Origin of the sequence: Thalassovita mediterranea, assembly GCA_019448215.1 — a bacterium.
Classification (GTDB): Bacteria; Pseudomonadota; Alphaproteobacteria; order Caulobacterales; family Hyphomonadaceae; genus Henriciella.
Genome location: CP080408.1, coordinates 2897957 through 2922195, shown reverse-complemented (window position 1 = coordinate 2922195; position 24239 = coordinate 2897957). Strand labels below are relative to the sequence as shown.

General features: G+C 59.7%; 28 protein-coding genes. 17 read left to right on the top strand and 11 right to left on the bottom strand.

The window, feature by feature from the left end:
* Nucleotides 1-37: 37 nt before the first annotated feature.
* Complete coding sequence (locus KUV46_14300) at nucleotides 38-715, bottom strand: nitroreductase (GenBank protein QYJ00488.1); 678 nt, start codon at nucleotides 713-715, stop codon at nucleotides 38-40.
* Between the two features lie 187 nt (nucleotides 716-902).
* Here KUV46_14300 and KUV46_14295 point away from each other — a divergent pair, with 187 nt between their 5' ends.
* The 3 genes from KUV46_14295 (at nucleotide 903) to KUV46_14285 (ending at nucleotide 3402) form a co-directional block, all read left to right on the top strand.
* The gene (locus KUV46_14295; GenBank protein QYJ00487.1) at nucleotides 903-1688 is read left to right on the top strand and encodes a TerC family protein; all 786 of its coding nucleotides are present in this window, start codon (nucleotides 903-905) and stop codon (nucleotides 1686-1688) included.
* A gap of 84 nt (nucleotides 1689-1772) precedes the next feature.
* Nucleotides 1773-2156 carry a DUF983 domain-containing protein gene (locus KUV46_14290; protein QYJ00486.1) on the top strand — a complete coding sequence of 128 codons (384 nt, stop codon included), beginning with the start codon at nucleotides 1773-1775 and terminating at the stop codon, nucleotides 2154-2156.
* Between the two features lie 94 nt (nucleotides 2157-2250).
* A complete protein-coding gene (locus KUV46_14285; protein ID QYJ00485.1) occupies nucleotides 2251-3402 on the top strand; it encodes a hypothetical protein in 1152 nt (383 codons plus the stop codon).
* 2 nt (nucleotides 3403-3404) lie between these two features.
* On the opposite strand, the gene KUV46_14280 is transcribed toward KUV46_14285, so the two are convergent.
* From KUV46_14280 to erpA, 7 genes are all read right to left on the bottom strand, one after another.
* A complete protein-coding gene (locus KUV46_14280; protein QYJ00484.1) occupies nucleotides 3405-3785 on the bottom strand; it encodes a hypothetical protein in 381 nt (126 codons plus the stop codon).
* Nucleotides 3786-3794: 9 nt separating this feature from the next.
* Nucleotides 3795-4475, bottom strand: a complete 681-nt coding sequence (locus tag KUV46_14275; protein ID QYJ00483.1) for a hypothetical protein — start codon at nucleotides 4473-4475, stop codon at nucleotides 3795-3797.
* 192 nt (nucleotides 4476-4667) lie between these two features.
* A complete protein-coding gene (locus KUV46_14270) occupies nucleotides 4668-6158 on the bottom strand; it encodes an EAL domain-containing protein (GenBank protein ID QYJ00482.1) in 1491 nt (496 codons plus the stop codon).
* Nucleotides 6155-6700 (bottom strand): heme NO-binding domain-containing protein, encoded by a 546-nt coding sequence (locus KUV46_14265; GenBank protein ID QYJ00481.1) that lies wholly within the window; start codon nucleotides 6698-6700, stop codon nucleotides 6155-6157. Before KUV46_14265 ends, KUV46_14270 begins: the two co-directional genes overlap by 4 nt.
* A 251-nt stretch (nucleotides 6701-6951) precedes the next feature.
* The gene (locus KUV46_14260; protein QYJ00480.1) at nucleotides 6952-7623 is read right to left on the bottom strand and encodes a nitroreductase; all 672 of its coding nucleotides are present in this window, start codon (nucleotides 7621-7623) and stop codon (nucleotides 6952-6954) included.
* Between the two features lie 136 nt (nucleotides 7624-7759).
* Nucleotides 7760-8419, bottom strand: coding sequence for a hypothetical protein (locus KUV46_14255; GenBank protein ID QYJ00479.1), 660 nt, complete (start codon nucleotides 8417-8419; stop codon nucleotides 7760-7762).
* A 121-nt stretch (nucleotides 8420-8540) separates the two neighbouring features.
* Complete coding sequence (erpA, locus tag KUV46_14250) at nucleotides 8541-8867, bottom strand: iron-sulfur cluster insertion protein ErpA (protein QYJ00478.1); 327 nt, start codon at nucleotides 8865-8867, stop codon at nucleotides 8541-8543.
* On the opposite strand from erpA, the gene KUV46_14245 reads away from it, so the two are divergent.
* The 11 genes from KUV46_14245 to KUV46_14195 all read left to right on the top strand — a co-directional run bounded on the left by KUV46_14245 (nucleotide 8827) and on the right by KUV46_14195 (nucleotide 18244).
* Nucleotides 8827-10068: a deoxyguanosinetriphosphate triphosphohydrolase gene (locus KUV46_14245; GenBank protein QYJ00477.1), complete on the top strand. Its 1242-nt coding sequence runs from the start codon at nucleotides 8827-8829 to the stop codon at nucleotides 10066-10068. The genes erpA and KUV46_14245 overlap by 41 nt on opposite strands.
* A 100-nt stretch (nucleotides 10069-10168) precedes the next feature.
* On the top strand, nucleotides 10169-10981 hold the full coding sequence (locus KUV46_14240) for an SPOR domain-containing protein (GenBank protein ID QYJ00476.1): 813 nt from the start codon (nucleotides 10169-10171) through the stop codon (nucleotides 10979-10981).
* Nucleotides 10978-12021: a beta-N-acetylhexosaminidase gene (gene nagZ / locus KUV46_14235; protein QYJ00475.1), complete on the top strand. Its 1044-nt coding sequence runs from the start codon at nucleotides 10978-10980 to the stop codon at nucleotides 12019-12021. The genes KUV46_14240 and nagZ overlap by 4 nt, the downstream gene beginning before the upstream one ends.
* The gene (locus KUV46_14230; GenBank protein ID QYJ00474.1) at nucleotides 12018-12836 is read left to right on the top strand and encodes a segregation/condensation protein A; all 819 of its coding nucleotides are present in this window, start codon (nucleotides 12018-12020) and stop codon (nucleotides 12834-12836) included. The genes nagZ and KUV46_14230 overlap by 4 nt, the downstream gene beginning before the upstream one ends.
* The gene (gene scpB, locus KUV46_14225) at nucleotides 12833-13615 is read left to right on the top strand and encodes an SMC-Scp complex subunit ScpB (GenBank protein ID QYJ00473.1); all 783 of its coding nucleotides are present in this window, start codon (nucleotides 12833-12835) and stop codon (nucleotides 13613-13615) included. Before KUV46_14230 ends, scpB begins: the two co-directional genes overlap by 4 nt.
* A gap of 83 nt (nucleotides 13616-13698) precedes the next feature.
* Entirely contained in the window at nucleotides 13699-13947 is a 249-nt protein-coding gene (tatA, locus tag KUV46_14220; protein ID QYJ00472.1) for a twin-arginine translocase TatA/TatE family subunit, read from the top strand.
* Between the two features lie 23 nt (nucleotides 13948-13970).
* Nucleotides 13971-14447: a Sec-independent protein translocase protein TatB gene (gene tatB / locus KUV46_14215; protein QYJ00471.1), complete on the top strand. Its 477-nt coding sequence runs from the start codon at nucleotides 13971-13973 to the stop codon at nucleotides 14445-14447.
* 8 nt (nucleotides 14448-14455) lie between these two features.
* On the top strand, nucleotides 14456-15286 hold the full coding sequence (tatC, locus tag KUV46_14210; GenBank protein ID QYJ02419.1) for a twin-arginine translocase subunit TatC: 831 nt from the start codon (nucleotides 14456-14458) through the stop codon (nucleotides 15284-15286).
* A 92-nt stretch (nucleotides 15287-15378) separates the two neighbouring features.
* Entirely contained in the window at nucleotides 15379-16677 is a 1299-nt protein-coding gene (gene serS / locus KUV46_14205) for a serine--tRNA ligase (protein ID QYJ00470.1), read from the top strand.
* 164 nt (nucleotides 16678-16841) lie between these two features.
* On the top strand, nucleotides 16842-17600 hold the full coding sequence (gene surE, locus KUV46_14200) for a 5'/3'-nucleotidase SurE (GenBank protein QYJ00469.1): 759 nt from the start codon (nucleotides 16842-16844) through the stop codon (nucleotides 17598-17600).
* Complete coding sequence (locus KUV46_14195; protein QYJ00468.1) at nucleotides 17600-18244, top strand: protein-L-isoaspartate(D-aspartate) O-methyltransferase; 645 nt, start codon at nucleotides 17600-17602, stop codon at nucleotides 18242-18244. The genes surE and KUV46_14195 overlap by 1 nt, the downstream gene beginning before the upstream one ends.
* An 8-nt stretch (nucleotides 18245-18252) precedes the next feature.
* On the opposite strand, the gene KUV46_14190 is transcribed toward KUV46_14195, so the two are convergent.
* A complete protein-coding gene (locus KUV46_14190; protein QYJ00467.1) occupies nucleotides 18253-18606 on the bottom strand; it encodes a Kazal-type serine protease inhibitor family protein in 354 nt (117 codons plus the stop codon).
* A gap of 103 nt (nucleotides 18607-18709) precedes the next feature.
* Nucleotides 18710-19627: an SDR family NAD(P)-dependent oxidoreductase gene (locus KUV46_14185; protein ID QYJ00466.1), complete on the bottom strand. Its 918-nt coding sequence runs from the start codon at nucleotides 19625-19627 to the stop codon at nucleotides 18710-18712.
* A 146-nt stretch (nucleotides 19628-19773) separates the two neighbouring features.
* On the opposite strand from KUV46_14185, the gene KUV46_14180 reads away from it, so the two are divergent.
* Nucleotides 19774-20142: a VOC family protein gene (locus tag KUV46_14180; protein ID QYJ00465.1), complete on the top strand. Its 369-nt coding sequence runs from the start codon at nucleotides 19774-19776 to the stop codon at nucleotides 20140-20142.
* A gap of 81 nt (nucleotides 20143-20223) precedes the next feature.
* Here the strand turns inward: KUV46_14180 and KUV46_14175 are convergent, their stop codons facing one another.
* Nucleotides 20224-20493 carry a hypothetical protein gene (locus KUV46_14175; protein ID QYJ00464.1) on the bottom strand — a complete coding sequence of 90 codons (270 nt, stop codon included), beginning with the start codon at nucleotides 20491-20493 and terminating at the stop codon, nucleotides 20224-20226.
* A 152-nt stretch (nucleotides 20494-20645) separates the two neighbouring features.
* Here KUV46_14175 and KUV46_14170 point away from each other — a divergent pair, with 152 nt between their 5' ends.
* Nucleotides 20646-21929, top strand: coding sequence for a nucleoside:proton symporter (locus KUV46_14170; protein QYJ00463.1), 1284 nt, complete (start codon nucleotides 20646-20648; stop codon nucleotides 21927-21929).
* A gap of 80 nt (nucleotides 21930-22009) precedes the next feature.
* Nucleotides 22010-24055 (top strand): TonB-dependent receptor, encoded by a 2046-nt coding sequence (locus KUV46_14165; protein ID QYJ00462.1) that lies wholly within the window; start codon nucleotides 22010-22012, stop codon nucleotides 24053-24055.
* Nucleotides 24056-24239 lie beyond the last annotated feature (184 nt).

Below are 24239 nucleotides of genomic sequence, written 5' to 3'. Positions count from 1 at the left end.
GAGAGGTGACGCAAAGGCAACTCGCTTGCCCGCAGGCCTAGTCCTCGAAACCAAGGAAGGTCGCTGCCTCGTCGACCGATTTACGGTTCGACACGACAGAGTTTGCCGGGAACTCATCATCCGGCCAACCCATGGCAATGCAGGTCTGGATCACCTGATCATCCGGGATTTTCGCGTGCTCACGAACAACCGGACTCTGCATGATGCCCTGGCTGTTGATGACGCAGCCGAGCCCCTTCGACCAAGCCGTATTGACGATACAGTTCACCACGCCGCCGCAATCAAAGGGCGCGATGTCGCTGCCCTGTATCGACTTGTCATAGGTCACCACGATGGACACTGGCGCGTCGAACTGGCGAAAGCCGCGCAGCACCCAGTCCATGCGCGCTTCCTTGTCGTGGCGCTCGATGCCCATGACGGCGAAAAGCTGTTTCGCGATCTCGATCTGGCGCTCTCGGTGGGCGCCTTCATAGCCGGGGCCCATGCGGAACTCGCGGCTGTCTGGCACGCCCGCCACATTGCGCTCGACATTACCCTTGCGGATCTTGTCCAGCACGTCGCCAGCGACGACGTAGAAATTCCAGGGCTGGGTATTGAGCGAGGTTGGCGCCCGCATCGCAATCTCGAGGATTTCGCGCACCAAAGCTTTAGGCACCGGCTTTTTCTGAAAGCCCCTGATGCTGCGGCGCTCGCGTACAACCTGCTCGTATTCCATATCGTATCTCTCCCTCATGCCTGAATCGGCCCTGTTTGCCGTGCAAGCTAGTTCGCTGCCGCTGCGGTAGCCAAGAGGTGACCAGCGGCGAAATCGCCTTGTCAGAAATTGCCCCGACAAGAAGGGGCTGGAACCCAGCGCCAGCTGAAGCCATTAATACTCCGACTGACAAAGCAGGGGGAAAGAGTTGGCTGATTATCTTGCAGTGTTTGCAACGCCAGAGGCATGGGCGGCTCTCGCCACCCTGATTGTTCTCGAAATCGTTCTCGGTATCGACAATCTCGTCTTCATCTCGATCCTCACAAACAAGCTTCCCGAAAAGCAGCGGCCTGCCGCGCGGCGTATCGGTATCGGCCTCGCGCTCATTCTGCGTCTGGCGCTGCTGGCAACGATCGCCTGGATCGTCGGGCTGACCGCGACAGTCTTCGACCTTGGCATTTCCGGTCCGCCGGGTGATCACGGCGAGGTCACTTTCGAAACCGCCTTTTCCTGGCGAGACATCATCCTCGTTTCAGGCGGTCTCTTCCTCGTCTGGAAGGCGACGACAGAGATCCACCACCATATTGACCCGGAACCAAGCGACAGCGTCTTTGGCGACAAGCGCGCCAGCGTCGGCTTCGCCAGCGTTCTGGTCCAGATCATCCTGCTCGACATGGTCTTCTCGATCGACTCGATCCTGACCGCCGTTGGCATGACCGATCAGGTGCCCATCATGGTGGTCGCCGTCGTTATTGCGGTGATGGTCATGCTGCTCGCGGCGGGGCCTCTGGCCCGATTCATCAACAAGAACCCGACCGTCGTCATGCTCGCGCTGGCCTTCCTGCTGATGATCGGCATGGTGCTGATCGCGGATGGCTTCGGCGTGCATGTGCCAAAGGGCTATATCTACGCGGCGATGGCCTTCTCGGTCTTTGTCGAGGTGCTGAATCTCATCGCCCGCAAGCGCAGAAAAGCGGGCGACGCCGCCCACTAGTTCGTATGCCTCATGTGCGCTCGCGCCGCACTATCGGCGCGGGCGGGCAGGGCCCATATTCGGGTCATGTTAAGTCAGCCAATCATGCGCGGCCTCAAGCGCCGCTGCCCGACTTGCGGCGAAGGCAAGCTCTTTAGTCGCTATCTCGTCTTCCGGGAAGAGTGTGCGGCCTGCGGGCAGGACTTCCGCTCTGCCGACACGGCCGACGGCCCGGCCTTCTTTGTCGGCTTTCTGGTGATGATCGTCTTTGCGCCATTCTATTTCATTCTCCCCATGCTGGAGATGGCGCTCTGGCTGAAGATTCTCGGCTTTGCCGTGCTGCTGGGCGCTATGATTGGCACCGCGCTCGCCCTGCTGCCCCTGTTCAAGGGCGTGCTGTTCAACCTGCAGCTTTCCAACAAGGCCGAAGAGGCCCAATGGGAAAGCACGGGCAAACACGGCGCGCCGCCTCGTAACTGGAAGGGCTGATCTGCTGCAGGCAGTGCAGGTTAGAGCCTTGCCGGACTGGCGCAATCGGGCTCTAAATACACCCGGGACGCATTCACTTAACCGGGACAAAACATTGGCATCGAGTATCTGTTTTTCTGCTGCACTGGCATCGGCATGCGCAGTTTTCGCCGTGCAGGCTGCTAGCGCGCAGGACGCGAGGCAGCAGGCAGTTGATAGTCAGCTGTCTGTTCTGCGGACCACGACTTATGGCCTTGGCGTCGACGACCATTGCCAGGTCTTTGACGAAGCGCAGCGCGGCGCTGTCGAGCATCTCCAGACTGTCATGCGCAAGTCGCTGATCAGCGCTTTCAATAGCGACACCGTCATGACGGAGCAGGACCGCATCAGCGCGATCGCAAAGGATGCCTGGACAGGATGTCTTTCAAGGTCCGAACATGCAGACAAATGGCAACTCGTCGATGGGGCGAGGCTTTATGGCGAGGCCTTGCTGGCCGCTGCCGGTGCAATGCCTTCCCATATCACCGAGTGTGCTGTGGGTCAGGACGGCGCAGTCCTTAAGCGCGATGCAATGGATGCCCTGCGCGCTGAAGTTCTGGCGCGCTATCAGGGAGATGAGCGGGAGCAACTGGACGGTCTCGTTGCGACCATGTCGCCCGCCATGGCGGCGCAGTGCGATGCTTACGGCTATGCGACCGACCTTGAGCCTGCCTACTGGTGGAACAACCGCAAGCAGCTTCAACCCCAGACGCCAGGCGGACAGCCAACTTCACTTTCAATCTACGGGCCGTGGACGAGCTTTAATTTCTTCTCGTTTGAAGGCTTTTCAGAGTTTGCTGTTCTGGCTTACCGCACAGGGGGCGAAGGCACAGGGCGCCTTGCAGGTGTCACGCTGGAAAGGGGCAATGCGCCGAACGGCGACGGCACATTGTACGCGCTCACTGACGGCACCTTGTCAGCGCTAGTGTCTGGCGCGGTCGCTGGTTTCGTAATCCGTGTCGAAGGTAGCGACGAAAGCTTTTCGTTCTCAAAAACTGCGCAATCCAGTGACAATGGATTTATAGAAGAAACGCGCTTCACGCTCGATGCTGATTCAACGGCCTCTGTCCTCGCCCTGCCGGACGAGAGGCCGTTGACCTTTCATTTTCAGCTGGAGCCGGATTCGGACTGGCGGCAATACGTCAATCATGGAGAACGGCCCGCGACATTGCCGGCAAGCCGTTTGAAAGAGGCCATCGACTGGGCCAGCGTGCCGGTCGCTGAATAGGCCTACCAGCGCGGGCGCTTGGGCCCCAACATGTCCCGAAAGGCTTCAAACGTGCCGCGCGCGATTTGCGTCGCGGTCGGTTTGCGGCCATGCGCGCCGCGCACGAAGTGCACACAGTTCGAACCAGTCAGGTGGTAGTCATGCCCGATGCGGCGGCTGGCGCGGTCGATGGCTGTGAAGTCACAGGCTGCGGCGTTGCGGCCATGATTCCTGATTTCGCGGCCATCCGCGAAATCCTCGATCGATTGTGTGACGACGCCATGATGCCGGCGCGTATTCGAAATGATCCGGCCATCCCAGCCAACGATGCCATAATGTCGAAGAAAGCCGCCAAAGCGGACAGAGACGACATCGCCGGGTCGGAAGTCATACTTATCGTTCATCGATAAACGCTAGGCCGGTTTCTTCGCGCCGTCAAGTTCGGCCGAGGCCGTCTCCTCCTCGGCGCCAGAGGGCTCGCCTTCCTCGTCCAGGCGCCTGTAATTCGAAGCGAACGAAACTTGTGCCAGCGGCTTCAGGCGCTCGATCAAGGCAGACGTCTGTTCACGTTGATAGATCATAGCCTCCAGGGATTGCTCGCGGTCCGCTGCCTGCTGCGTGATCTCCGCCTCGAGCTGTGCCTGCCGCGCCGGGCTGAGTTCGCTTCTGGCCAGCTCCCGGCTTGCCGCATCAATGCTGTCGGTCTGTTCCAGCAAGGCGATGATCGGCACTGTCTCGCGCAGGAAGTGTTCATTGATCGCAAAGCGCAGATCCATGTCCTGAATATCGAAAAGCCGTTCGCGATTGCGTTCATAGACATTGGCTTCGCGAAGCGCCGTTCTGAAAAAGCGCTGGGTGATGCGGCCCCACTTGTCGCCAATCTGCTGTGAGCTCGTGGCGAGGTCGATGATCGCATCGATGGAGGTCATGATCTCACCAAAGAAGCGCGCAGCCTCCCGTTCGCGGCGCTTGCGCCCAAGCCGGTCCTGGATGATCTCGGCGATCAGCGCGCCACCGGTCGCAAGAAAGGCGCCGATGATGACCGCCACCAGCGTGTCGAGATTGCCAATGAAATCGAACGAGGATGCGCGCATGTCCCAGCCCCTCCCAGCAGCCAGGAAGCAAGCATGTCACAGGCGTGCGCGATGGCAAGAACGGCGTCGGTTTTCGGACACCCTCCAGAAACACCGCCAGCACACCGTCACTGCACCATGAATTTCACGGAAACGGCGTGTGCGTCCGGTTGGAAAGTATCACCGCCCGGCCTCTCTCGAATGCGTGCACTTTCAGACGGCAATCTTCTTCGGCTGGTAAGCCACTTCAATGTCGTTTGCGCATTGGGCCTTGCCGAACAGGTAGCCTTGCAAATTGGTACAACCCAGCGCCTTCAGAACCGTCAGCTGGTTCTCCGTCTCCACCCCTTCAGCGACGATGGTGAGATTGATCGCCCGTGCCCATTGCGTGATCGTGCTGATCAGCATGGCGACGCTGTCATTGATATCGAGATCAGAGATCAGGGACCGGTCCAGCTTGATCTTGGATAGTGGCAGCCCGACCAGGGAGCGCAGGTTCGAGTAGCCAGTGCCGAAGTCATCGAGCGCCACCTTGAGGCCAAGCGCGTGCAACGCGTCGAGCTGGCTTCTGGCAAAGGCGAGGTCTTCGATGAAGACCGACTCCGTCACTTCGATCACAAGACGGTCGCGAGGAAAATCAATCTGTTCAAGGACTTCGGACAGGGTCCTTACAAAATCTGGCGACATGAGATCGGACGGCGACACGTTCACGGAAATGTCGCTCAGCCAGCCATCATCTATCCATGGTTTGGCGAGTTCGCAGGCGCGCTGAAGTAGATAGCGGTCGAGGCGCCGACGAAGACCCAGCTCTTCGGCGAGTGGAATAAACTCCATTGGCGCGACAAAGCCGTCTGGCCCCAGCCACCTTGCCAGAACCTCGAATGAAAGTTTCGACGGGTCGCGAGGATCGATGATCGGCTGGAACCAGGGTTCAATCTCGTTTTTCTTGATCGCTTCGCGAAGCAGCACTTCGAGGTCATGGCGCCGGCTCGCTTCAGCTTTCAGGGCGCTATCATAGACGCAGACCCCACCCACAGGCAGGGCACGCGCCTTCTGCATCGCGAAATCAGCAGCGCGGCGAAGGCCTTCAATGTCCGAGCCAGCGATGTTCGTGCCGGCTGCCCCGATCGCGACTTCGAGTGTTATCTGCCGGTTCAGAACCTCGATCGGCTGATGTAGAACCTCCTGCAGGTGCTGGGTGTAGCAGAAGGCCTGTCCAGCCGGCAGCTCGAGACAAAGAGCGAACTCATTGCCGCCAAAGCGAGCAGCAAAGCCTTGAGCTTCGTCGGCAACCTGCTGTAGCCGCGCCGCGACGGCCTTCAGGACGAGGTCACCTCCATACTGGCCGACGCGCCCATTGATCAGTTTGAAACGACGCAGATCGACGAGGAGCAATTTCAGCGAAGTCTGCTGCGGTCGAGGGCGGAGTAGGGCCGCTTCGAGACGCGCGAAAAAGGCCGTTCGGTTTGCGAGGCCGGTAAGGTGGTCGATCCGGGAGGCTTCCAGGACGCGGTCGCGTTCTACCTGAAGCGCCTCGATCTGCGCCCTCAAATTTGCTTTGGCCCGCTTGAGTTCTGCATTTGCCGCGAATAGCTCCAGCGACTTCTGTTCAAGGATCTTTTCGGCCGCCTTTCGGGACTGGCGTTCGCGGATTGCGCGCCTCTCGAGCATTGCGACTTCATGATCTGAGAGCGTGTTGGTCATTGCTGCCTCCGCTCAAGCTGGAAACGGACGACACGACTGGCACCGTCACCTCTCGGCGTCATGGCAATGGCGATGGTCTCTCCGAAGGCTTGAGCCGAAGCCTCCAGAAGACCGAACGCCAGATGCTCAAGGGCCCGTGATGAGATGTAATCGACGACCAGCGTATCGTCCGTCCGCATGATGATGTGAAACTCCGGGAGCTCCGCATCCACGTAGAGCTTCTGGACTTCCACATGAATGTGAGAATCTATGGACTCTACGAAATCGAAAAAGTCATCGACTTCGAAATAGGCGGGATAGCCTTGCTTGAATGACCCGGCCAGATGATGGCCGAAGGCCTTCAGCAACGTGGCCGGGCAACGGCCCGTGGTGTTGGACACAGCGCCGATGAGTTTGCCCATCTCGGCGCAGGGATAAGTGCCAACTGAGGTATAAGCCCCTTCTGATTCCAGCTCGCACGCGTCGATGATGCGTTGTGTCTGGATAACGCCGAGTTCAGCTTCGACGTGATCGAGAAATTCAGTAAACACCACACCCTTCATGCCCATCCCCCTCAAGTGATGGCGTGGAATGCGATGTCTCCGATTGCTGATCGCTCTACGGCGCAGCTGAAATTTCAGCGAAAATTCGGGCCGTCAGAACAGTGTTGCGGCCGGTGGGGCCGCTTTGCTGTAGCATTCGCTGGAGGGGTAATGGTAAACCGCGTCGCGGCGCGCACTTGTCCTTTCGGCGCACTGCGACATTCTGTCCAACACCTTAAAAAAATTGTCTTTTTTAAATTTTTAAACGTCGCCTAGAAGCCTTTGAGTTCGGCAAACTCATCGACCTTAGCCCGCTCGGCGCGAAGCTGGTTCACCGGGTGGTCCGGGTCCGGATAGCCTACGGCCATGCCGCAATAGAGCATCTCGGTATCTCCCAGTCCAAAATGCTCTTTCAGCGTTGGACGAAGAATGCCCCAGCACTCCTGGAAACAGCTGCCCCAGCCACGCTCTTCGGCGAGCAGGGCCAGCGTCTGCATGAACATGCCGGTATGTGCCCACTGGCCATGACCCATACGCTCATCGATCACGAAGAAGACAGCCAGCGGTGCGTCGAAGAAGCGGAAATTACGCGAAAACCATTGAATTCGCTTGGCTTTATCTTCGCGAGGGATCTCAAGCTTCTCATACATCATCTCGCCAACCTTGCGGCGCCGCGCTTCATGCGGCTCCCAGAGGTCCTTGGGATAGATCGGCCGATCCGTCTTCTCGCCGCGCGGGTCTTCGGCGAGCTTTTTCTGGGCCAAATCAATGACCGCCTGCTTTTCAGCGCCGGTGACTGCGATCACGCGCCATGGCTGGAGGTTGCCACCAGAAGGCGCGCGCTGCGCCGTCGCCAGCCAGTCACGCACTTCATCTGCGCTGATCTGCTTGTCGAGAAATGCGCGTGTCGAGATGCGCTGATTTACGGCCTGGCTGACGTCCATAGGTCGGGTCTCCTTGCTTGAGAGAAGCGGTTTAGGACAGCGACGCCGGGGAAGGGAAGGGGCAGCCGCCGAGCATTACTCAAAAAAGAAGGCGCCCCCATGGAGCGCCTTCTAATCAGTAAAAATGGGCAAAAGCCTAGTAGCTGTCGTCCATGTCCATCATGTCATCGTCATCATGGTCCATCTCGTCATGGTCCATCATGTCATCATCGTCTTCGGCTTCCGGCTCATCGTCATGCCAGATGCGCAGCGCGTTGACGCTAAGCTCTGCATTCAGGCCTTCTGCATTAATGATGTAGATGCGCGGATCGCCAGTCGCAGTCATGGCATTCGCGTCAGCGTCGACGACGGTCGCGCCAGCTGCAGCACCGACTTCCCATTCGTCGCCGTCCATCAGCTCATCAAGAGCGTCCTGTTCGCGGAAGACATAGACCATCTCTGACTGATCGACGCCGGCCTGAAGGCCGACAGATGCCTTGCCGATATAGTACTGGCCGGTTGGCTCACCGTCGATGAAGAGCACGCCTTCACCGCCTGCGCCGCCAACAATCAGGTCAGCTTTCCAGACTTCCGGGAAGACGAGGACACCAGCTGCGGCATCGATATCGGCGCCACACGTTTCTGCAACGGCGCGGCAATTATCGAGGGTCTGCTTTGCGTCCTGCACGTTTTCGTACTTATGGGCCTTTTCGCCGCCTTCCTTGTGGTGGTCGGCGAAGGCCGGAGCACCGGCGAAAAGCACGGCTGCGCCGGCTGCGAGCGTAGAATTACGAAGAAGAGTCTTTGAGAGTTTCATGGCGTTCTGCCTCCTGAACTTGCGTTCACTCTGAGCCTTATTGCCCAAAGCTTGGTGTGGCAGAAGAAACCCTCACACGCGGGGCGTGTTCCAAAAAATGCAGGAAACGCCCCTCAGCTGATCAGAGAGAAAAGCTCGTCCCGCAGCCGCAGGCGGCTGTTGCATTGGGGTTATTGATCTTGAACGCGGCGCCGATCAGCTCATTCGAGAAGTCGATCTCAGAGCCCCGCATGAATTCCATGCTCATCTCGTCGACGAGGACACGCGCGCCATCGCGCTCGACGATGATGTCATCGTCATTCTTCGTGTCCTCAAGGTCAAACTTGTAGGAAAAGCCCGAGCAGCCACCACCTTCGACTGACACACGAAGGTAGTCCTTGCCGGACTGTTTCGCCAGAATCGCATTAATGCGCCGGGCAGCATTCTCTGAAAGGGTGACGTCGGTCATGAGTCACAAGATAGGTAAACCTGCGCTTCCAGAAAAGAGAGCGGTGTTTGCGACACTGTGGGAAACCTCTCGTGGGCGTTTCCATGAAGAGGCTGAATCGGCCACACGCACGCCGTTTCAGCGCGACCGCGACCGCATCATCCACTCATCCGGATTTCGCCGCCTGAAGCAGAAAACGCAGGTTTTCGTGGCCCATGAGGGCGATCACTACCGCACGCGGCTCACTCATTCTCTCGAGGTTGCGCAGATTGCGCGGTCCGTTGCGCGCAGGCTCGGCGTCGATGAAGATCTCGCAGAGGCGATGGCGCTGGCCCATGATCTTGGCCATCCGCCCTTTGGTCATGCGGGCGAAGACCAGCTCGACGCCTGTATGGAGGCTTATGAGGGCTTTGATCACAATGCGCAGACCCTGCGCGTCGTGACACGGCTGGAACAGCGCTATCCCAATTTCGACGGCCTGAACCTGACCTGGGAGATGCTTGAAGGCCTCGTAAAGCATAATGGCCCGCTGATCACTGACGGCACGCCTGTGTCCGCGCTGCCGGCCGCGTTCCGCGACTTCCCGCAGCTTGAGCGGCTTGAACTTGACCAGTTTGCAGGACCGGAAGCCCAGATCGCAGCGCTGGCGGACGACATCGCCTATAACAACCACGACATTGACGATGGCATCGCAGCGGGTCTCTTCACCATCGACGACATGCTGCACCTGCCCATGGTCGGTGATGTCTTCCGGTCTGTGCGCATTGAGCATCCCGTGCTCGACACGCAGCGCACCGTTTATGAAGCGGTGCGCCGTCTGATTGGTCTCTGGGTCGATGACCTTGTGACAGAAACCAGCGCCCGCGTGGCGAAGTACAATCCCCAATCTGCTGCCGAAGTGAGGGCGCTGCCTGAGCCTCTGGTCGCCTTCTCAGAGGATTTCGACGCGCAGCAAAGGGCGCTGCGGGCCTTCCTGTTTGAGCGGATGTACAAGCACTACAAGGTCAACCGGATGCGCAGCCAGGCCAAGCGTGTGCTGAAAGAGCTGTTTGAGCTTTTCCTCGCCGAGCCGGACATTCTGCCGCCGCCGTTGCGACAGGACGCCGAGCAGGCACCGGAGGCGCGCCGGGCAAGGCTGGTCTGCGACTATATCGCCGGCATGACTGACAATTACGCCATCGACCTGCACCGCAAGGTTTTCAGCATTGAGGGCATTGTCTGAGCGGCCAGCAGGGCGAAGGACACGCGGATTCAAGGATCGTTAACAAAGCGCTGGCAATTTCTTAACCAATAATCAAAGGCGACGAAGGGGCAGGCGTGCGATGAGCCACGGCAGCAACAGATACGACTACGCGTCCTATGAGGATGAATATCGCGGCTTCGAGATCCGCGACGACGAGTCTGCGCGCGGGCCGCTGATTCTCGCTTTGGCGATCGGTGTCCTGATCGTCTTCGCGGCAGTCGTCTGGAACACCTATCGTCAGGGGCTTCGCGAAGAAGATGGCGAGCTGCCAATGGTCATGGCCGACGCTGAGCCGTTCAAGTCGGTGCCAGAAGACCGCGGCGGCATCCAGATCGAGGATCTCGACCGCCGACTTTACGACAATATGGACGGGTCCACCCGCCCGCCAGAGCCACAGCCCGTCGCAGGCGAGCGCGAACTTGCCATGCTGGCAGGCCCGCCAATGGACCTTCGCGGTGGGTCCGGTTCAAGCTCATCGCAGGGCGCAGCCCCGGCAGAGGTGCAGGCAGATGACCTGCCACCGCTGGAGCAGCCAGTGCCAGCCGCCAGCGAAGAGCGCCATGACGAGCCTGCGATCGACCCGGCGCCACCTGTTGAGCCAGCCAGAAGCAATGGCCGCTTTGCCTTCACTGCCAACGGACCATTCCTTGTCCAGATATCGGCCGTTCGCACGCAAGCAGCCGCTGATGAGGCGTGGAGCCGCGTCCTGAGCCGCTATCCCGATGTGTTCACCGGTGCCCAGAAAGTGGTCGAACGCGCTGATCTTGGCGCAGATGGCATCTTCTTCAGGGTCAGGGCAGGGCGCTTTGATACACGAAGCGATGCAAGCGAATTCTGCGAATCCTATAAACTTGCTGGCGGAGACTGTATCATCACTCGCGAGACGCCATGACCAACAAGGCTTGTATATTGAGCATTTCGGGGCCGGTTCTTCAAAAGGAGGAATCGGCCCTTTTCGCAGATCAGAAGCCCTGGGGCGTGATCCTCATGGGCAGATCGTGTCAGACGCGCGACCAGGTGCGCCGCTGCGTAGACGATATCTGGCGGGCGGTAGGCCGTGAGATCCTGATATTCATCGATCAGGAGGGCGGCCGTGTCGCGCGCCTGAAATCGCCTGAATGGCCGTTATTCCCGCGCGGGGAGCTCTATGGTGCGCTTTATGGCCGCGACAAGGAGCTTGGGCTTGAGGCGACCTGGCTTGGCCATCGCCTGATGGCGGCTGAGCTGACGGCTATGGGTATCCACGCCGACTGCGCCCCGGTGTGCGACCTGCCGCAGCCGGGCGCGCATGACGTTATCGGCGACCGCGCATTCGGCACCGATCCGGATGTTGTCGGTGCGATCGCGACGGCGGCGCTGAAGGGGCTAGAGGATGGCGGCGTTGCCGGTGTGATCAAGCACATACCCGGCCATGGTCGCTCGACCGCAGACAGCCATCTGGAACTGCCACGCGTCACGGCAGGCGACAATGAACTGTCCTCGGATTTCGCCGCCTTTGCCCACGTCGCCCACGCGCCAATGGCCATGACGGCCCATATTTCCTATGATCATTTCGATGAAGGACGTGCTGCGACGGTCTCTCCGATCATGATTAATGAGGTCATCCGGCAGCGAATCGGGTTTGATGGTCTCCTTATGACAGACGATCTTGGCATGCAGGCTCTTGGCGGAACGCTCACCGAGCGCGCTGACGCGTCTATTGCCGCGGGCTGCGATATGCTGCTGCATTGCTCTGGCTTCCTGCGTGAGCCAGACGCGATCCTTGCTGAAATGCGTGAGGTGGCGGAGGCTGCCCCAGAACTTTCTGGAAAGGCGCTTGCGCGCGCTGAGGATGCAGAAGCCGCCGCTCAGCGTGAAAAGCCGTTCGACGTCGAGGCTGGCTGGGCACGTTTCAAATCGCTCATTCCGAACGTGGGGCACTTCAGCGTATGAGTTCGCAACTCGTTTCCAGCGACCTGATCGACCGCGATGACCTCGAAAACGGGGATTATTTCGCGGTTGATATCGATGGATATGAGGGGCCGCTTCACCTGTTGCTGGACCTTGCGCGCCGTCAGAAGGTCGACCTTCTGAAAGTGTCGATGCTGGAGCTGGCGAACCAATATATCGACTTCATCGAAGACGCCCGGAAGAAGCGGATCGATCTTGCCGCTGACTATCTTCTGATGGCGGCATGGCTTGCCTTCATGAAGTCGCGCCTGCTGCTTCCGAAGCCTGAGAAGGCCGCCAATGATGAGATCGATGGCGAGGAGATGGCTGCGCGGCTCGCCTTCCGTCTGAAGCGGCTTGAGGCGATGCGCGAGGCCGGCGAGGAGCTGATGGATCTGGCGCAGCTTGGGCAGGAAGTGTTCCTGCGCGGGGCGCCTGAACAGCCGCGCGTGATCAAGCATACCGAATACGATACATCGCTCTGGCACCTGATGCAGGCCTTTGGCGGTATACGTCAGCGCCGCGAAGATGCCGCCCCGCACAAGGTTGTGCATCAATATGTTCTGCCACTGGAGCATGCGCGCGACTCGCTCAAAAGCTTGAGCAAGATGATCGATAGCTGGGCCAGCCTTGATGAACTTCGCCAGCGCATGAAGGATGTCGCAGGCGATATTCCGCCCCGCTCGGTCACAGCGAGCGTCTTTGCGGCCGCACTGGAACTGGCGCGCGATGGCGACATTGAGATTCGGCAGGGAGCTCATTTCCAGCCGCTTTACCTGCGCGGCAGCCAGGACAGACAGGAAGGGATAGGCGGATGACCGCAATACCCCGTTTTGAAAACGAGAAGCTGGAAGACGCCCCGGAGGAAATCCGCGACGCGGTACGCCAGCTGTCCTTTGCCTATAAGCGCTCTGAAGAGCTGCTGAAGCGCGAGGCTGAAGGCGGCGCCGATGTCATCGCAGACGCGCTGCGCCGAGCTGAAGCCATCCTCTTTGCTGCAGGCGAGCCGCTGAGCGCCGAGCAGGTCGCTGAAGTGCTTCCGCAAGGCATCGATGCCGCGACCGTCCTGATGTCGCTCAAGGCAGCCTATGCCCATCGCGGCGTGACGCTGGTCGAAGTGGCGGGCAAGTGGCGTTTCCAGACGGCTGAAGACCTTGCCTATCTCTTCGTTGAAGAGCGTCAGGAGCAGAAGAAGCTGTCTCAGGCTGCGCTCGAGACGCTCGCCATCATTTCATACGGTCAGCCCGTCACGCGCGCCGAGATCGAGGCCGTACGCGGTGTGGCCGTGTCCAAGGGCACGATCGATCAGCTGATGGAAGCGGGCTGGGTCAAGATCAAGGGGCGTCGCCAGACGCCGGGCCGCCCGGTGACCTATGGCACGACCAATGGCTTCCTGGAACATTTCGGGCTGGAAAGCCTCGACATGTTGCCCGGACGCGCCGAGCTGCAGGCTGGCGGTCTTCTCTCTGACGTCGTCCCGGCTGATTTCGACCCAGGCGATATGGACATGCCAATGTCCGATGGCGAAACTGATGACCACGCGAATGATGAAGACGGTGCCTTCATGACCGACTTCATGGATGGCGAGGACGATTGATCGCACGCCTTTGTGTGATCGTTACCCATTGAGACTTATCCTGATGGGCGCTACTTGTTCAGAAGAACTTCTGGAGACCTTCCATGGCCCCTAGCTGGATGCAGCTTCTTATCGTGCTGATCGTTGCCCTTCTGCTGTTTGGCGGACGTGGGCGTATTTCATCCATCATGGGTGACATGGCCAAAGGCGTCCGCAGCTTCCGCAAGGGGCTGAACGACGACGAGGAGGCAGACAGCGAGGACAAGGACAAGTCCAAGCAGTCGCGCCACCTCAGTGACGACAAGATGGTGAACGTCACGCCTGAGAAGGACAAGTCGAAAACCTCCAGCTGACAGGCAAGTGAGGCCGGCTAAGCATGCTTCCACAATTTGGTCTCACCGAGTTCATGCTCGTGGCGATCGTCGCATTGATTGTCGTGGGTCCGAAGGACCTGCCTCTGATGATGCGCAAGCTCGGCCAGTTCGTCGCCAAGGGCCGCGCAATGGCGCGCGAGTTTCAGTCCGCTTTCGATGACATTGCCCGCCAGGCGGAGCTTGATGAGCTACGCAAGGAAATCGAGGACCTTCGCCGCGACAATGCGCTGACCGAAGCGGTCAACGACATGAAGAAGGCCGAAAGCGACATCAATCGCCGCGTGATGATGGAAAACCCCTGGCCGGAGGCCGGCAAAGAGGGCGGACCGGGCGTCGTGCCGGAGGACAAGGCTGCGCCGGCAGTGTCGGACGAGAGCGCTTCGAGTGAGAAGCCCGCTTCGACGGGTGAGAAGGCCGAAGCCAAGCCCGATGCTCCGGCCAAGCCTGATGATGACGGCAAGAAGGCTGCGTCCTCATGAGCAAGGACATGCGGGCCGACGAGCAGCCGAACTTCACCGATGAAGACAACGAGATGGAATCGTCGCGCGCGCCGCTGCTCGACCATCTTATCGAGCTGCGCACCCGGCTGATCTGGTCGATTGCGGCGCTGGCCGGGGCGACGCTCCTCTGCTTTTTCTTTGCACGGCCACTCTACAACATTCTGCTCGACCCGCTGGTTCAGGTTGCAGAGATTGAGCGTGGTGAGACGCGGTTTGAGCTGATCTACACCGCGCCGCTGGAAGTATTCTTCGTCGAGCTGAAACTGGCGCTCTTCGCCGGTGTGTTCGTGGCGTTTCCGGTGATGGGCTGGCAGATCTATTCCTTCGTGGCGCCGGGCCTCTACAAGCGGGAGAAAGGCGCTGTCCTGCCGTTCCTGATCGCCGCGCCGGTTCTGTTCCTGCTCGGTGCATTGTTCGTCTATTGGGTCATGCTGCCGCTGATTTCGAACTTTGCGCTTTCATTCGAACAGCAGGCAGCAGAGGGGCGCGCGGCCATCACGCCGCAGATCAAGGTGTCGGAATACCTCTCGCTGGTCATGGCGCTGATGCTGGCCTTTGGTTTGAGCTTCCAGCTGCCCGTCGTGCTCAGCCTGCTCGGTCGGGCAGGGATCATCGGTAGCGACACGCTTCGTTCCGGGCGCAAATATGCCGTTGTCGGTATTCTCGTCGCGGCCGCCTTCTTTACGCCGCCTGACCTCATCTCGCAGGTGATGCTGGCTGTGCCTGTCTTCCTGCTCTACGAGATATCCATCATCTGCGTCTCCATGATGGAGAAGAAGGCAGCTGAGGACGAAGCGATCGACACTGGCGAAAATTGAAGGCCAGAGGTTCAGTTCAGACGGTTCCGCTTGCGCGCCAATTAGACTAGACGCATCGGCAAGACACAAAGAACTGCCTGAAAGCCCAACCAATGTTCGATCTTCGCGCCATTCGTGAGAACCCCGATCACTTCCGCAAGGCCTGGAACCGGCGGGCGTCTGGCCTTGGCGACAAGGTCGACGACATCCTCGCCCATGATGCGGCCCTGCGTCAGGCGCTGACTGACAAGCAGGAGGCCGAAAGCGCGCGCAATGCCAATTCCAAGCTGATCGGCAAGGCGAAGGCGAGCGGCGACGAGGCTGAGTTCGAACGCCTGCGCGATGAAGTCGCCGAAGCCAAGAAGACCATCGAGGTTGCCGGTGAGCAGGAAGAGGCCGCCCGCAAGGAGCTGGATGATCTGATCCTCGGCCTGCCGAACCTGCCGCTGGATGAAGTTCCGGAAGGCGAGGACGAAGCCGATAATGCTGAGCAGAAGAAAGTTGGCACGCCAACCGCGCTCGCCTTTGCGCCCAAGGACCATGCAGACCTTGGTGAAGCCCTCGGCATGATGGACTTCGAGACCGCCGCCAAGATGTCGGGTTCGCGCTTCGTCGTCCTGCGCCACCAGCTATCGCGGCTGGAGCGCGCACTCGCCAACTATATGCTGGACGTCCAGACGGGCGAGCATGGCTATCAGGAAACCAGCCCGCCATTTCTCGTTCGCCCGGATGCGCTTGAGGGCACGGGCCAGTTGCCGAAGTTCGGTGAGGATTCCTTTGAGACGACCGATGGCATGTGGCTTATCGCAACCTCGGAAATCTCACTGACGAACACGGTTCGCGAGGAAATCCTTGAGGGCGACAGCCTGCCGCGCCGCATGACTGCGCACACGCCGTGCTTTCGTTCTGAAGCGGGCAGTGCAGGGCGTGACACGAAGGGCATGATCCGCCTGCACCAGTTCAATAAGGTGGAGCTTGTTTCCATCGTGAAGGACGAAGCCGAAGGCCTTGAAGAGCTGGAGCGGATGACGCGCTGTGCCGAGACGATCCTGGAGCGTCTTGATCTGCCTTACCGGCGCATGCTGCTTTGTACGGGCGATATGGGCTTCGGTGCCCGCAAGACCTATGACCTCGAAGTGTGGCTGCCGAGCCAGGATACCTATCGTGAGATCAGCTCGTGCTCTTATTGCGGGGACTTCCAGGCTCGCCGGATGAATGCCCGTTGGCGCGCCGCGCCGAGCGCTGACAATCCAAAGCCGAAGCCGGAGTTCGTGCATACGCTGAACGGCTCTGGCCTTGCCGTTGGCCGTACGCTCGTCGCCGTGCTGGAGAACTATCAGCGCGAGGATGGCACGATTGGCGTGCCGGCTGTCCTCCAGCCCTATATGGGCGGGCTTGAGGTGATTGGGTAGGCCACTTCCCGTCTCCCCACCGAAAGGTGGGGCCCATGGCGGCTGGAAGCTCTGGTCTCAACCGCCATGGATCCCAGCTTGCGCTGGGAAGGCGGAATCAGAAGTAAGCTGAATAAACCTCATCCTGAGCTTGTCGAAGGATGTGAAGCGAGCAGGAACGACGAATGAGAATTCTCCTCACCAATGATGACGGGATCCATGCGCCGGGGCTATCGGTGCTGGAGTCGATTGCGAGAGAGCTCTCTGACGACATCTGGATCGCGGCGCCTGAGGTCGAGCAGTCTGGTCAGTCGCGATCCATCACGCTGACCCAGCCTGTGCGCACGCGTGAAGTGCGTGAGAAATGCTGGGCGGTCATGGGTACGCCGACCGACTGTGTGCTTCTGGCGGTGCATGACCTGATGCCGGAAAAGCCGGACCTCATCCTGTCTGGCGTCAATCGCGGCCAGAACATCGCTGAGGATACCAGCCTTTCAGGGACGATTGCGGGCGCCATGTTCGGCATGCATCTCGGTGTGCCGTCCATCGCGCTCAGCCAGGCGCAGAGCTTTCGCGAACGTGGCTCCTTGCCGTGGGAAACATCGAAAAGCTGGGGCGCCAAGGTGATCAAGCCGCTGATCGACAAGGGCTGGCCGGATGATGTCGTGATGAACATCAACTTCCCGGACCGTGAGCCAGAAGATGTCGCCGGTATAGAAGTCACCCGTCAGGGCTTTCGCGACGAGCAGATCATCCACACCGAACGGCGTGAGGATTTGCGCGGCAACGACTATTTCTGGATCGGCTTCAAAGGCAGGCTGTCGCGTCCGCCAGAAGGAACTGACCTGAGAGCGATCTATGAGGGGCGCATTTCCGTCACGCCGCTCCATGTGGACCTCACCCACAACCGTTACCTCGAAACCCTCAAGGCCGAGTGGAAATAGTGAGCACTGACCCGTTCCGCGCCGCCCGCTTCATCCTGCAGCTTCGCCAGCAGGGCATACGGGACGACGCCGTCCTGTCAGCGATGGAAACGGTCGATAGGCGGGATTTCATCGACAAGTCGCTGCACAAGCTTGCGGCGGAAGATGCTGTCCTGCCGCTGCCTTGCGGTCAGGTACTGCCCAAGCCGCTGACCGTGGCACAGCTTCTCACCGCGCTGGAGATGACGCCGGGTGGTAAGGAGAGCTACTTGCTCATCGGCGCCGGGAGCGGCTATACCGCCGCGCTCATGTCGAAACTCGCAGGCAAGGTCTGGGCGGTTGATCGCTTCAAGACGCTGGTCGACGCAGCGCGTAGCAATCTGGAGGCGCTCGGCATCCGGAATGTCAGTCTTCGTCAGGCAGACGGGTTTGTTGGCTGGCGCGAGCATGCGCCTTACGACCGAGTGCTCGTCACAGGTGCAGTCACGAAAATCCCTGAAGACCTTTTCGCGCAGCTCGCTGCAGGCGGGAAAGTCGTTGCGCCGGTCATCGGCGTCGACGGTCGCCAGACCCTTCGCATCGTCACCAAGGACGGTGCACGCACTCATTCACCGCTCGCCGAGCCGCTCTTGCCGCTTGTCGAAGGGCTGGCTGAGGCGCTCTAGCGCCGATTTTAGTCTGCAGGACATTCACCCTGCGAGGCGACGTCGACGCCTGCAGCTGCCGCCGTGCAGGCATTGCCATAGGTCTTGCCATCGCAGCCGCAGACCGGATCGTATTGCTGGGTGCACACTTCCGGGCGAGGGGCGCATATGCCGGAGCCATCAGCGGTGCTGACGCACTGGCCAACTGGCTTCGTGCAATAGAGCCCTTCACCACACTGAATCCCCGCGATGCCGCCGCACATTTCACCCTCCGCCCGAGGCGTATCGGCTGGGCGCGATGCCGGATCACCATCGACAGGGATTGGCTGTGGCTGGCAGGCGGCGAGCAGCAACAGGCTGGCGGTCAAAAGGGCAAGGCGCATGTCATTTCCTCCGAAACGGTGTGGCTGAAATGATTGGGCCACGCCTGCAGCTTGAATGCAAGGCTGCGGGCGTGGCCCTCAATTTTTGGATGGCGTGGCTGAACTAGCCTTTTGCGCCCTCAGCGAGGAGGCGGAAGATGTTCTGACCGTGCTCGCCGCCAGCGTTGAAGTGCGTCTGGGTCGACTTGTCGGTGATCTGGTCCCACTTGGCTGCAACCGCTTCGGCGGTAAGGGCGTCGCCCTGGCCAACGAATGCACCATTGGTCTCGACGATTTCCGCCATGGAGAAGGCGCCAGCGCCAGCCGAGAGGACCATACCGGTCGGGGCGTCGTCCTTGACGAGGTTCATCACGCCCGGCGTGACATATTCCGGCTTCAGCTGTTTCAGGACTTCTTCTGGCATCAGGCCCTCGGTCATGCGGGTTGCAGCGACCGGGCAGACTGCGTTGATCTTGATGTTGTTCTTCGCGCCTTCGATCTTCAGCGTGTTCATCATGCCGACGAGGCCTAGCTTGGCGGCGCCATAGTTGGCCTGACCGAAGTTGCCGTAGAGGCCGGTCGAGGAGGTCGTCACAACGATGCGGCCGAAATTCTGCTCTTTCATGATGTCCCAGGCCGCCTTGATCGGCTTGAAGGAGCCCATGAGGTGGACGTCGACGACGAGCTGGATGTCTTCCATCGTCATCTTGGAGAAGGACTTGTCGCGCAGGATGCCTGCATTGGCGATCAGGATGTCGATGCGGCCCCACTTGTTCATGGCGTCGTCGATCATCTTCTTCACGCCGGCATCGTCGGTGACCGAAGAACCGTTCGCGATGGCTTCACCGCCGAGCGCTTCGATTTCCTTGACGACTTCATCGGCGGCTGCCGAGCTGCCGCCGGATCCGTCCATCGATGCGCCGAGATCGTTCACGACGACCTTTGCGCCGCGGCGGGCGAGTTCGAGCGCGTGACAACGGCCAAGACCGCCGCCTGCACCGGTGACGATAGCGACTTTGCCGTCAAAACGAATGTCTGCCATGGGGTATCTCCTGACTGAGGTAAAACTTGACGGTCAGCCTTGCAGCACCCGCTCACGTAAACGTCAAGCATTCGCGCTGGGGAAGTGCTTGCTGGGGTGTGCCTGGCATGCTGCAACAGCGATCAAGATCAGCAAGGAGGACTGACATGCTCGCTTATGTGACGCTAGGCTCGAACAATATCGAGAAAGCCCTGGAATTCTATGATGGCTTCATGCCGACGATTGGCGCAAAGCGCTTCTTCGACAATGGCCGTCTCTATTTCTATGGCACGGGGCCCGGCCAGCCCATGCTGGCGATTGGCGGGCCTTATGACGAGCAAGTTGCCACGGTTGGCAATGGCGTGATGCCCGCGCTTGCTTGCGCCGATAATGAGACCGTGGACAAGGCCTATGCGAAAGCCATCGAACTAGGCGCGACGCCGGACGGTGAACCCGGCAAGCGAATGCCGACCTTCTATGGCGCCTATTTCCGAGATCCGGATGGCAACAAGATCTGCGTCTGCAAGCTCGGCTAGTGACCGGCCTATAGCCACAAACGAAAGCCGCGGGGCCATTAGGGCGCCCGCGGCTTTTTGTTGGTCTGGTTTAGTGGCCGATTAGGCTGCTTCGACCTTCTGCTCCAGCTTGTCATCGTGGAGGAGGCGCTTCACTGCCTCATCAATATAGCGCAGCAACGGCTTGCCATCGGTTTCCGGCTGACGGTTCGCCCAGTCGCTGTGGGCCTGGCGAAGCTCATTCAGCTTTTCCATTTTTTCATCAAGGGCAGCTGAGGAGTTCATGATGCCGTCTACCTTGTCAGTCGTGACCGGGCGTGGCTCCATATTGACCTTCTGGTCGCGTAGCGGGGTGAAAGTCTTGCGTTTCATGATCGCTCCTTCTTTTTCAGCTTTCTTCTTACCTCTGATCAACGTGCTGCCAGACGCACCGTTCCGACAAATGATCTGACTCCCGGGTCTGGTGGATATGCGGGACGCGCGATAAGGCAGTTAAGGATAGAGGGCATCAGGGAGTTAGCCGGATGGAATGGGGCTGGGACAATGCGCGCGCACTTCTAGGGATCGCGCTGATCTTCGCAATCGGCTGGGGCCTGTCTGAAAAGCGCAGCCAGTTTCCACTGAGGCTCGTACTGGGCGCGGTGGCTATGCAGTTCGCCTTTGCGCTCCTGCTGTTCGGCATTCCGTTTGTGCGCAGCCTTCTTTTCAAGGCGAACTTCATTGTCGACGCGCTTCAGGAAGCGACCCGTAACGGCACCAGTTTTGTGTTCGGTTATGTGGGCGACAACCAGGCCGCCAGCGCGATCATGACCGGCGATGCGCCGCCGCTATTCTTCTTCCAGATCCTGCCAGTGGTGATCGTGGTTGCCGCGCTGTCTGCGATCCTCTGGCACTGGCACATCTTGCGCTGGATCACGAAGGGCTTTGCTTTCATTTTCCGCAAGCTGATGGGCCTTGGCGGGGCAACCTCGCTTGCTGTGTCGGCCAACGTCTTCATGGGCATGACCGAAGCCCCGGTTCTTGTGAAGCCGTACATCAAGGGCATGACGCGGTCTGAAATCTTCATCCTGATGACGGCAGGTTTCGCGACCATCGCTGGCTCGGTGCTGGTGATCTATACGACTTTCCTCGACGGCGTGATGGCCAACCCGCTGGCCCAGCTTCTAACCGCGTCGATCATTGCTGCACCCGCGGCTGTCGCCATGGCGCTGGTCATGATCCCGGAAACGACGGACCCGTCAGAACGCGCGCATGAGCCGGACTTCAAATACAATTCGACCATGGATGCTTTCGCGACGGGCGCGGCTGATGGCCTGCAGATCGTGCTCAACATCGCGACCATGCTGATCGCGGCGCTGGCGCTGCTCTGGCTGGTGAATGCCGGTCTGGGCGCACTGCCTGCGGTGGGCGGTGAGCCGCTTTCGATCCAGCGGGTCCTTGGGTGGATCTTCTCGCCGCTGATGTACATGATTGGTGTGCCATGGAGCGAAGCGCCGCTTTCCGGCTCGCTCATGGGCATCAAGACGGTGCTGACCGAGTTCGTGGCCTTCATCGAGCTCGGAAATGTGCCGGTCGACGCCATGGACCCGCGCACCCGCATCATCACGGCGCACGCGATCTGCGGCTTTGCGAACTTTGGCTCTATCGGCATCCTGATTGGAGGCCTCAACATCATCTGTCCGGAACGCCGCTCCACCTTCCTTGAGCTCGCCTGGAAGACGCTGATCGCCGGTACGCTCGCGACCTGCCTTTCAGGCGCGGTTGTCGGTGCGCTCCCCGTGCAGCTGTTCACAGGTGCAGCAGGCTGACGCAGCGTGTGGGGTCGTCAGGCATGGGCCTGCGACCTACACTCTGGAACTCGTTTCTTATTGATCTTCCGGGTTCTTCCATGCCGTCACGCCTCCTGCTTGCAACAACAGCCAGCCTTGCCCTTGCGCCTTTAGCGGGCGCGCAGGTTCAATCGAGCGTACCCAGTGCGGAGCGGCTTTCACCTGTGTTCGTTTATGGCGACCGTACGGTGGGCCAGCCAGGCAGTGTCGCTACAGTCGATGAAGAGATCATCGTCACCGTGAACGCGGATCACCCCGCACAGATATTGAATGAGCTGCCGGGCGTGAACGTGCAGATGAATTCGGGGCAGGAGCATCTGATCGCGCTTCGGTCGCCTGTACTGACGGGCGGCGCAGGGCAGGGAAGCTTCCTGATCCTGCAGAATGGTGTGCCGACGCGTTCGCCCGCCTTTGGCAACGTCAATTCCCTGTTCGAAATCCACCACGAGGTGGCAGACGCAATCGAGATTGTGCGGGGGCCTGGTTCTGCCAAGTATGGCTCGAACGCGGTGCATGGCCTGATCAATGTGATCCTTGGTCTGCCGCAGCCCGGCACCTATGCCGATGCGCGCTTCTCCGGATCGACGCTCAACCGGTACAAGGCAGACATCACCGGCAATCTCGATGACACGGCGCGGGTATCGCTCTCGCTGCAGGACGATGCAGGCTGGCGGGACTTTACCGGCGTCGAGCAGCAGAAACTGTCGGCGCAATACGCGTTCAATACTGCCGGCTGGGACGGCCTTGCCTTTGTCAGTGCGTCGAATCTCAATCAGGAAACCGGCGGCTTCATTGAAGGGTACAAGGCCTATCGCGATGATGACCTTGTGACGCAAAACCCGAACCCGGAAGCTTACCGCGATGCGCAATGGGCCATGGGCGCTATTCGCCTCTCACGCGAAATTGGCCCCGGTGAGCTGACCCTGACGCCATTCTATCGCTGGCAGGAGATGGAGTTTGCCCAGCACTTCCTGCCGAATGGCGGTGTCGAAGAGAACGGGCATGATGCTTTCGGCCTTCAGTCCAAGTATGAGTTTGCGGCTAGCGACGCCGTGACACTGCGCATCGGCGCTGATGCTGACATTGCGTCTGGCTGGCTAAAGGAAACCCAGCTGGAGCCGTTTGGCTTCTTCCCGGGCGATAGCCGCTTCCCGGTTGGTGTGCACTACGACTACACCGTGGATACGACCGTGTTTGCCTTGTGGAGCGAAGCCGAATGGGTGGTGTCCAACGAGCTTTCCATTCTCGCGGGGCTGCGCGGTGAAACGCACGATTACGACTATGAGACGGACGTGCCGCCCGGCCCAAATGGGCGGTTCCTTGTGCCAGCGAACCGTGAAGACAGCTATGACCTGCTGACACCAAAACTCGGTGCGATCTGGGCTCCGGGAGATGGATCTATCAGTTATTACGCCAACTATTCGCGCGGCGAGCGGGCACCACAGGCATCTGATCTCTACCGTCTGCAAAGCCAGCAAGGCATTGCCGAAGCCGAGGTCGAGACGATGGACAGTTTTGAAATTGGCCTTCGCGGCACGGCGCTCGGTGGAGACATGTTCTTTGATATCGCGGCGTACCATGCCGAGAAAGAGAACTTCTTTTTCCGCGATTCCGACGGGCTGAATGTAACGAACGGATCAACCCGCCACACCGGCGTCGAGGCACAGGCAAACTGGTTGGTGAACGATGCGTTCACCATATCGGGAACGGCAAGCTATGCCGAGCACACCTATACATTCGACCGCATTGTGGCTGCGGGCTCCGAAGTGATCCGCGATGGCAATGAGGTGGACACGGCGCCGAACTGGCTTGGCGATATCCGCGTGACGTGGCACCCCACAGAGCGGTTTGAGGCTAGTCTCTCGGCTGAGTATATCGGTGAGTACTATGTCGATCCGGGCAATACGCAGACCTATCCAGGGCATACGTCAACACATGCGCGGGCATCCTACGCCTTTAGCGAGACGCTCGAAGGCTTCGTGATTGTTCGGAATCTGTTTGACGTCAATTATGCTGACCGGGCTGATCTTGCTTTCGGGGCCAATCGCTATTTTCCGGGTGAGCCGCTGAACGCGACGTTTGGGGTCAGGAAGCGGTTTAACTAGCCGACTAGTCCTTTTCCCGACCTCCCAGCGAAAGCTGGGACCTATGGCGGCTGGGTGTCCACGTATATGGCCAGCCGCCATGGACCCCAGCTTTCGCTGGGGAGGCGGCTTGCGTGGGTGAGCCGTTCAGTTTGCCAAGCTTCCTTCGCCACGGAAGGCTTCGCACGCCGTCTCTAGCGCGCTA

What these genes read in the sequence shown, in the direction of transcription:
- KUV46_14300 (QYJ00488.1), bottom strand. Translation starts at nt 715, where the DNA reads ATGGAATACGAGCAGGTTGTACGCGAGCGCCGCAGCATCAGGGGCTTT.
- KUV46_14290 (QYJ00486.1), top strand. Translation starts at nt 1,773, where the DNA reads ATGCGCGGCCTCAAGCGCCGCTGCCCGACTTGCGGCGAAGGCAAGCTC.
- KUV46_14280 (QYJ00484.1), bottom strand. Translation starts at nt 3,785, where the DNA reads ATGAACGATAAGTATGACTTCCGACCCGGCGATGTCGTCTCTGTCCGC.
- KUV46_14275 (QYJ00483.1), bottom strand. Translation starts at nt 4,475, where the DNA reads ATGCGCGCATCCTCGTTCGATTTCATTGGCAATCTCGACACGCTGGTG.
- KUV46_14270 (QYJ00482.1), bottom strand. Translation starts at nt 6,158, where the DNA reads ATGACCAACACGCTCTCAGATCATGAAGTCGCAATGCTCGAGAGGCGC.
- KUV46_14265 (QYJ00481.1), bottom strand. Translation starts at nt 6,700, where the DNA reads ATGAAGGGTGTGGTGTTTACTGAATTTCTCGATCACGTCGAAGCTGAA.
- KUV46_14260 (QYJ00480.1), bottom strand. Translation starts at nt 7,623, where the DNA reads ATGGACGTCAGCCAGGCCGTAAATCAGCGCATCTCGACACGCGCATTT.
- KUV46_14255 (QYJ00479.1), bottom strand. Translation starts at nt 8,419, where the DNA reads ATGAAACTCTCAAAGACTCTTCTTCGTAATTCTACGCTCGCAGCCGGC.
- KUV46_14245 (QYJ00477.1), top strand. Translation starts at nt 8,827, where the DNA reads ATGCGCCGGGCAGCATTCTCTGAAAGGGTGACGTCGGTCATGAGTCAC.
- erpA (QYJ00478.1), bottom strand. Translation starts at nt 8,867, where the DNA reads ATGACCGACGTCACCCTTTCAGAGAATGCTGCCCGGCGCATTAATGCG.
- KUV46_14240 (QYJ00476.1), top strand. Translation starts at nt 10,169, where the DNA reads ATGAGCCACGGCAGCAACAGATACGACTACGCGTCCTATGAGGATGAA.
- nagZ (QYJ00475.1), top strand. Translation starts at nt 10,978, where the DNA reads ATGACCAACAAGGCTTGTATATTGAGCATTTCGGGGCCGGTTCTTCAA.
- KUV46_14230 (QYJ00474.1), top strand. Translation starts at nt 12,018, where the DNA reads ATGAGTTCGCAACTCGTTTCCAGCGACCTGATCGACCGCGATGACCTC.
- scpB (QYJ00473.1), top strand. Translation starts at nt 12,833, where the DNA reads ATGACCGCAATACCCCGTTTTGAAAACGAGAAGCTGGAAGACGCCCCG.
- tatA (QYJ00472.1), top strand. Translation starts at nt 13,699, where the DNA reads ATGGCCCCTAGCTGGATGCAGCTTCTTATCGTGCTGATCGTTGCCCTT.
- tatB (QYJ00471.1), top strand. Translation starts at nt 13,971, where the DNA reads ATGCTTCCACAATTTGGTCTCACCGAGTTCATGCTCGTGGCGATCGTC.
- tatC (QYJ02419.1), top strand. Translation starts at nt 14,456, where the DNA reads ATGCGGGCCGACGAGCAGCCGAACTTCACCGATGAAGACAACGAGATG.
- serS (QYJ00470.1), top strand. Translation starts at nt 15,379, where the DNA reads ATGTTCGATCTTCGCGCCATTCGTGAGAACCCCGATCACTTCCGCAAG.
- surE (QYJ00469.1), top strand. Translation starts at nt 16,842, where the DNA reads ATGAGAATTCTCCTCACCAATGATGACGGGATCCATGCGCCGGGGCTA.
- KUV46_14190 (QYJ00467.1), bottom strand. Translation starts at nt 18,606, where the DNA reads ATGCGCCTTGCCCTTTTGACCGCCAGCCTGTTGCTGCTCGCCGCCTGC.
- KUV46_14185 (QYJ00466.1), bottom strand. Translation starts at nt 19,627, where the DNA reads ATGGCAGACATTCGTTTTGACGGCAAAGTCGCTATCGTCACCGGTGCA.
- KUV46_14180 (QYJ00465.1), top strand. Translation starts at nt 19,774, where the DNA reads ATGCTCGCTTATGTGACGCTAGGCTCGAACAATATCGAGAAAGCCCTG.
- KUV46_14175 (QYJ00464.1), bottom strand. Translation starts at nt 20,493, where the DNA reads ATGAAACGCAAGACTTTCACCCCGCTACGCGACCAGAAGGTCAATATG.
- KUV46_14170 (QYJ00463.1), top strand. Translation starts at nt 20,646, where the DNA reads ATGGAATGGGGCTGGGACAATGCGCGCGCACTTCTAGGGATCGCGCTG.
- KUV46_14165 (QYJ00462.1), top strand. Translation starts at nt 22,010, where the DNA reads ATGCCGTCACGCCTCCTGCTTGCAACAACAGCCAGCCTTGCCCTTGCG.